Here is a 6,802-nt window from a genome sequence, read left to right on the forward strand (position 1 = left end):
TCTCGACCACCTACTCGTCCGCGCGTCTTGAGCGGTGGTCACTGAGGGATCGCCAGTTCCCCTCCCGGGGGCCAGCCCCCGGACCCCCGCTGGGGACCTCGGGTCCCCAGACCCCTTACGCTGCCGCAGTCCGCTCCGTCCTCAGCTGGCGGACACCGCCTTGGCGGCGATGTCCGCCAGCTTCCGGGCGGTGCTCCCTTGCCCTCGGTCCCGGTAGTTGCTCCAGTGAGTGGTGGAGGAACTGGCTGAGCGCCTGCCTACCAACAACGGTCCTGAGTGGCTGCTCCGTGGTTGCTGTAGATACGGGCCACTGAATGCGCGCCGCCCAAGAGGGAAGTTCGCCAGTACATCGCTAAGGTGACCCGGGAGCTGGGAGGCCGTCCTCGGCCGAGCAGCGGTATGCCACGGCGGGTTGCCCCCGGGCTCATGGCGGTTACCACCCAGTGGCTCGCGGCCGGATGGCCAAGCACCCTGAGAGGTGCTCACGTGGCTGGCGTCGTTCAGTTGCAAGAGAGGGAGAAGAGCCCTTTAAGCCTTTGACCTGCGGAAATGCCATTGGAAGCCACGATCGTCAGATCTCCTACCCCGATCAAGGAGCTGCCAAGGCTGCTCATAGGACCGTGGTGAAGCGGCCACTGCCTCGTGGTGACCTGATCAGCAGATCTGGAAATCACGATCGATAAGTCAGGGAACCACGATCGTACGATCGTGGTTCAGTGCTGAAAAGTACATCTGAGGCTGCCCTTGGAAGGACGGCGCGACACGAAGTCATGAGCGCCCCCGAAGTTGGCTCAGTGACGTTTCGGTCATGTACTTTTAGGCCATCTGATCCGCTGCGGCCGACCGCAGCAGGGTCCAAAACCTATGCCCGAGGAAGGAGGGGACCACGTGGCTGCCGCCGCACGGCGCCGACGCGCGCCAGCGGACGAGAACGGGGAACTTCTCCCCTTTGCTCCGTTCGCGTTCTACGACGGACACGCGAACGTCGACAAGGAACGCGTCCGCGCCATCTGCCGCAGCAATAAGTTCACCCCGGGCGAGAAGTTCATGGTCCTGTGGTGGATCGGAACGTCGCCAGAGGGCATGGAGCCTGTGGTGATGACGGGGGCGGACATCGGCAAGGAAGTCGGCATGACGGCAGATGCCATCGGCCGGATCAGCCGCAAGCTCCTCAAACACCGGATCTTGGTTGCGGTGGGCACGTTCGGGAACTCGAAGTTGTACCGGATCACGCCCTACATCGCGTTCCACGGTCCGGGCTACGATCAGCGTGAAGCAGTGAAACGCTTCAACCCCCCGGACATCCCTGGGTTGGCCCCGAGAGTTCGAGAGTGGTGGGAGGACCGATGAGCGCTCAGACGTTTGCGCTGCATGGGAGCAGGAGCATGTCGTTCGGGGAGCTGCTGAGGCGGACCCACAACCTGACCGCCAACCAGCGCCTGATGATCGTGCTCTACAACGATCCGGAGCTCGTCGGCCTGAACGGGGCGATCGAGCAGTCGGCAAAGGACCTGGCGGGCATTGTCGGATGGACGCCGACCATGTTCTCCCGCATCCGGCAGCAGCTCGTTGATGCGGGATGGCTGGAGCAGTCCGGGGGGCGAGCCCAGGTCAAGTTCTTCCGACTGACGCCGACAGCTCACGGGCAGACGCGAGCCCTTCGGCTCGTAGACTGAACGATTCAGGACGCGCGAAGGGTTGTTGATCCACTGCGGATCAACAACCCTTCGCGCTTATGAACGTTTCGGCATGGAACCACGACCCACTGATCGTGGTTCCGTGCCGCGGTGTGCAGCTGTCGCGGGTTAGCGGGGTGCTTGTGAACGTTTCGGCACGGAACCACGACCCACCGGTCGTGGTCGGGGCAGTTGCTCTGGTGCCGGGCTGGCCGCGTCTATATGAACGTTTCGGCATGGAACCACGACCGACCGATCGTGGTTCCGTGCCGCGGTGTGCAGCTGTCGCGGGTTAGCGGGGTGCTTGTGAACGTTTCGGCACGGAACCACGACCCACCGGTCGTGGTCGGGGCAGTTGCTCTGGTGCCGGGCTGGCCGCGTCTATATGAACGTTTCGGCATGGAACCACGACCGACCGATCGTGGTTCCATGCCGAAGTGCGCAGCTGCCCCGGGCTGGCGGGGGCTGCTATGCCCAGGTGCCGACGACGAAGGACTCGGGGCGGGCGACCTCTAGGGCGACGCGTTCGTCGGCGCGGATGCTGATGACGCCGTTCTCGAAGTTCAGACCGTTCTCGCTGGAGACGGTGACGGAGACGGACTCGCGGTCGTAGAGCTGGGCGCCGGTGCCGAACGCCCCGACGAGAAACTTCTCGTCGGCCATGGCGGTGGTGTCGACGACGTTGAGGCGCCAGACCTTCTTCTCGGCACCGACGGCGACGGCGACGGCGATGCGGAACGCGCCGTTGTTGTCGGTCTCCAGCTCCAGTTCCTCCCAGAGGTTCGGGGAGATCACCAGGCCGGTCATCTCGTACTCAGCGAGGATGCCCTTGGTGATGGCCCGTCGGACCTGCACGCTTCGCTTGTCGGCCTGGAGCGCGGCGTACTCCTGGACGCCGGGGACGTTGAAGAGGCCGGTGAGCTTCTCGCCGTCGCCGGAGGAGTGCAACAGGTCATAGTCCTCGCGGTACTTGACGCCCTCGACCATCCGGTTGTTGATGAACGACTTGAGCCGGGGCTCGTCGCTGAGGATGTTCTTGTGCGCGTGGAGTACGTGGGCGATCTCGGTGACCGGGTACATCACCGGCTTGAAGTCGAGCCTCGACTCCGGGGCGCGGCCCCACTGGTCGGTCGGCAGGCCAGCCGCTGGGGAGACCCCGTCCGCGGCGGTGCGCTGGCGGATCTGTGCGGCGTTGTTGGTCCAGCCCGTCTCGCGGATGCCGTACAGGACGGACGCCTTGGTCGTGGCCTTGGGGAAGAGGTCGCGGATGCGGGACTTGCGGCGGGCCAGCTCGCTGATGCCGACGTTCTGCGCGCCGCCGAAGCTGTTGTGGGTGATGGTGCCAGCGGACAGGGCCCAGATGGACTTGCCTTCCATGCCGGCGCGGATCTGGGAGGAACCCTCGAAGCCGCGCTCACGGGCACGCTCGTAACCGTCGCTCTCCACGAAGAGGTCGCCGAGGGACTTCACCTCGGGGCCCTGGGGGCTGCCGTAGAACTGGCCGGCGGCGGACGGGGCCTCGGGGGCGTCCAGGAAGCCGGCGATGTCGTCGGCGCTCTTGCGGGCGTCGATCAGGGACTTGAGCTCCTGCGCGTCCTGGATGACCTTGCGGTACGCCTGATTCTGCTCGGTGGAGACGGTGAAGCGGCCCTGCTCATCGACCTTGAAGGTCTCGCTGATGCGGCGGGCCTCGCCCTGGCGGGTGGCGAGTTCGTTGATGAGGGTCTTGAGGGGTATGTCGGCGGTGGCGGTGCTCACGGAGCCTTCCAAGTGCTGGTGGCGGACGGTTGGCGCGCGTCGCTCGCCCGGCCAGCACCGGGACGACCCGAAACGTTCCGGGTCAGTGGAAGGGAGATGAGGGTCTAACGTCGCGTGCTGCCGCGCCTCGTAGCCCGGGCACGGCAGCACGACAGTGCTTGGTCATGCCGCCAGCGCCTTGAGCTGGGCCTCGACCTCCTCCGGGTCCAAGGTGACCTCCTCGTCCTGGTTCGTGGCCTCGTCGCTCGGCTCCGGGCTGCCTGGGGTGGTGACCGCCGGCGCGGGGGCCGGGCCCCCGGGTGGAACTGTCGCCGGAGCGGGTGCGTCGGCGTCCGGGGCGCCGCCTTGGCCGTCGGCCTGGTCCTGTTCGTCGTCGAGGTGGTCGTACAGGCCCCAGTCGTCGCCGAAGTCGTCATCGGGTTCGGCGTTGCCCTCGCTGATGGGCATCCCCTTGCGGGCCAGGGTTCGCAGTAGGCGGTCGACGGCCGGGCGGAGGTTCTCCAACTGCTCGGGCTCGACGTCGGCCACGGCGATCGCCGAGGTGGCATCAGCGAGCCGGCCGGCGGCGGGCTGCAGGAACCGTGCTTCGGCGGCCTCCTCGGGTTCGGCTTCCTCCTCGACCTCCTCGTCGCCGTCCGGGTCTTCGGTGTCGACGGCAACGACCGTCAGCTCGACCCGCTGCGGGGTGCCGAGGACAACGTCGCCGCCGGCGTTCTGGTACGGCACGGAGTAAGTGATCGTCTCGCCGGGCTCGGGGCGGGCCACGGTCGCGATTACGCGGTCGGGGAACGTCGCCTCGATGCACACCCAGGCCGCGTCGGCGCTGGCGTCCTGGTTAGGCAGGAACAGCACCTGGAGCGCGTCCCGTAGGTGGGACTGCTGCTCCTCATACGATCCGGCCATCGGCGGCTGCATGCTCTTCTCCTCGATCCGGCTGATCAGCGACTTGGCTTCGGCGACAGCCTGGTGAGCGGACTTCACTTCAAGGCGGTTGCGCCGCGTGGCGACGGACTTCGCGGCGGCGACGGCCTGGTGGGCGGTCTTCACCTCGACTGCCGGCCCCACCGGCGCCGGAACTGGCGGCGCGGGGGGCGAGGGGGCGATGTCGGGTCCGACGTCGTCCTGTTCCGCGGGGCGTCCCAGCGGTATGCCGACGCGGTCGGTACCGCGGACGACGAACAGCTCGTCGAAGATGACCGGAGTCGCATCGACGGTTGGGACGTCGTCGGGAAGGTCATAGCCGAGCGTCAGGTGCGGGGTGAAGCCGTGGTCGGTGCGGAGGGCCTCGTTGAAGACTGATCCGGCCAGCGCGGACACGACTCGCTGCTGCAGTTCCGCCAGGCCGGGCACGTCGACGGGCACCCACACCGGCACGCCGTCCTCGCCCGGAGGGAAACGGCCGATCCCACCGAGCTGGCCTTCGAGCTGTGGCGCGCCGGAGGTGGCCGTACGAATCAGGTCTGGCAGGTCGTCCGGGTACCCACCCAGCGCGTCGGCCTGGCCGAGGTACGCGAGCGTGACGTGCAGATCGCCGGCCGCGGTGCCCTGCGGGTGCGCGAGCGCGTCGGAGACCTCCGGCGGCGGGAACAGAGCGATCATCACGCCCTGGCCGACCTGAGGTTCCCCGTGCGGCCCGGTCGCCTTGTACTCCAAGGCCTGGGACTGTCCGGCCGGGTTGCCCTTGACCTCCAGCGCCATGGTGAGCGGGTGCGCGCCGTGCAGTACCGGCGACACCTCGTACAGGTCAAGGTCGTGGATGATCCTCACCCCGGCCCGCTTGGTGGCGCCGCCCTTGGGGACGACGTAGCCGATCGACCACTGGGCGCCGCCGCCCTCCTCGTGCCACTGCTTCACCTGCTCGAAGACGTCGCGGCCGCGGCTGGTGCGCAGGTTGTGGCCGACGTCGGCGACCAGGGCGCCAGCGTCCTTCGGCCAGGGCTTGCCCATCGGGGTGGTCTTCGGGAGCCGGGGGTCACCGGGCAGCCACTCCTCGACCCCGTGGCAGACCCCGATCGGGTCCTTCCACTCGTGGCTGAACACGGGTTTAACGGGCCGGGCGGCCAGGGTGCGAGTGAATGCCCCGGGGAGGATGACGTCTCCGACCTCGTCCTGCACCCCGGTGACGGCGCAGATCGCTCGGACGATGCCCTGCAGACGGCGGGGCCGGGCTGGTGGACGCGGCGGCACGGGGCACTTCCTCGGGACGGGGACGATGAGCCCCGCGACCGTGCCCCCTGTGTGCCCTTACCGTCGCGCCGTCACCCGGCGTCGTCTGGCCTGCCGTCCTGGTGCTCAGGCAGCGTGCCGCCAGCGTCCTGGAAGCCGCGGAGCCAGAAGCGGCGCCGGTACCGCTCAGCGAAGTCACCGAGCTCCGAGTACGGGCACCCCGCCGCCGTCTCGCCGGCCTTCGCAGCAGCAGCGCCCTCCGCGGCGGACTGCACAGCTGCAGCGCGGCCAGGCAGATCCTGAATCTCCACGTCGGCCTCCTCCTACTTCCGGAACTCGTCGGGGAGCTCGCTGTCCTGGCTGCCGCCGTCCGGCTCCGCCTCGTTCTCCGGCTGCTCGCCGTCTGCGGGCTGCTCGTCGGTCTGGGTACCGCCGCCGGACGGCGTCATACCGGCGTCGTCCACGTCCACGGCCCACGCATCGGCGTCCGAGTAACGGTAGACCTGGCCGGACGGATCGCGCAGCCACCCGGTCAGTGTGCCGTCCGCAGCACGCTCCAGCCACGCTTCCTCACCGCCCGGGGCGGAGAAACGAGCCGTCACTGCCGGGTCATCTGGCAACGTCTCGTCGCCGTCATCGTACGGATCGCCCGCCCACTGCCGGCCGTCGTCGGCCGGCTCCTGATCCTCGGGCCCCTGGCCGGCCGGCTGCTGGCCGGTCGGCTGCTGGCCGGCCTGTGGGAGGGACTTCACGGAGATTCGATAGGTGCGCACAAGGGCGAGGGTGCGCGGCGAGACGGGCTAGTGTCTCGCCGCGCACCCTCAGCTCGCCGGTCGGGGAAGGGCTACCTTCGGGCTGACCTCGTAGCCCTGAGCTGTCTTGAGGATCAGATCGTGCTCCTGCAGCTTGGCCAGGTCACGTTGCGCCCGGGGGCTCAGTGGGCCTTGGGTCAGGTCAACCGCACCGGCGAGAACGCCCATGAAGAGTTCGAGTTGGCTTGCAGACAAGTGCGCTGCCATCGTGTTCGCGAGCACGTCGCGGTTCACGATGAAGTGCCCGTTGTATCCATGGCGTTGGGTCGCGGCGTCGTCATCGTTACTGGTCAACAGGTCCTCCTATGGTCCTGTAGGGACCATAGCGTTGATGCCTTCTCCGGCCCAAGGAACAAGCCGCGGCGAGCGCCGTGTCGGTTGCGCTCCGAC

Annotated in this window: 7 protein-coding genes; 2 read left to right on the forward strand and 5 right to left on the reverse strand. The window is 68.0% G+C overall.

Annotated elements, in window-relative coordinates; all coding sequences use genetic code 11:
• Positions 1-888 precede the first annotated feature (888 nt).
• The gene (locus tag A6F73_RS38080) at positions 889-1,350 is read left to right on the forward strand and encodes a MarR family transcriptional regulator (RefSeq protein ID WP_244293882.1); all 462 of its coding nucleotides are present in this window, start codon (positions 889-891) and stop codon (positions 1,348-1,350) included.
• Positions 1,347-1,676 carry a hypothetical protein gene (locus A6F73_RS38085; RefSeq protein ID WP_079136670.1) on the forward strand — a complete coding sequence of 110 codons (330 nt, stop codon included), beginning with the start codon at positions 1,347-1,349 and terminating at the stop codon, positions 1,674-1,676. Before A6F73_RS38080 ends, A6F73_RS38085 begins: the two co-directional genes overlap by 4 nt.
• Before the next feature lie 468 nt (positions 1,677-2,144).
• Here the strand turns inward: A6F73_RS38085 and A6F73_RS38090 are convergent, their stop codons facing one another.
• The 5 genes from A6F73_RS38090 to A6F73_RS38110 form a co-directional block, all read right to left on the reverse strand.
• Positions 2,145-3,434 (reverse strand): phage major capsid protein, encoded by a 1,290-nt coding sequence (locus tag A6F73_RS38090; RefSeq protein WP_244293883.1) that lies wholly within the window; start codon positions 3,432-3,434, stop codon positions 2,145-2,147.
• A gap of 162 nt (positions 3,435-3,596) precedes the next feature.
• Entirely contained in the window at positions 3,597-5,474 is a 1,878-nt protein-coding gene (locus tag A6F73_RS38095) for a 2'-5' RNA ligase family protein (RefSeq protein ID WP_063353041.1), read from the reverse strand.
• A gap of 218 nt (positions 5,475-5,692) precedes the next feature.
• The gene (locus A6F73_RS38100; RefSeq protein ID WP_063353042.1) at positions 5,693-5,911 is read right to left on the reverse strand and encodes a hypothetical protein; all 219 of its coding nucleotides are present in this window, start codon (positions 5,909-5,911) and stop codon (positions 5,693-5,695) included.
• A gap of 12 nt (positions 5,912-5,923) precedes the next feature.
• Positions 5,924-6,352: a hypothetical protein gene (locus A6F73_RS38105; RefSeq protein ID WP_063353043.1), complete on the reverse strand. Its 429-nt coding sequence runs from the start codon at positions 6,350-6,352 to the stop codon at positions 5,924-5,926.
• 69 nt (positions 6,353-6,421) lie between these two features.
• Positions 6,422-6,706, reverse strand: a complete 285-nt coding sequence (locus tag A6F73_RS38110) for a hypothetical protein (protein WP_063353044.1) — start codon at positions 6,704-6,706, stop codon at positions 6,422-6,424.
• Positions 6,707-6,802: the final 96 nt, after the last annotated feature.

This window comes from Streptomyces sp. MJM8645 (assembly GCF_001625365.1).
GTDB lineage: Bacteria > Actinomycetota > Actinomycetes > Streptomycetales > Streptomycetaceae > Kitasatospora.

Excerpts from the sequence above, each read along its gene's own strand:
- A6F73_RS38085 (WP_079136670.1), top strand. The coding sequence starts at position 1,347 with ATGAGCGCTCAGACGTTTGCGCTGCATGGGAGCAGGAGCATGTCGTTC.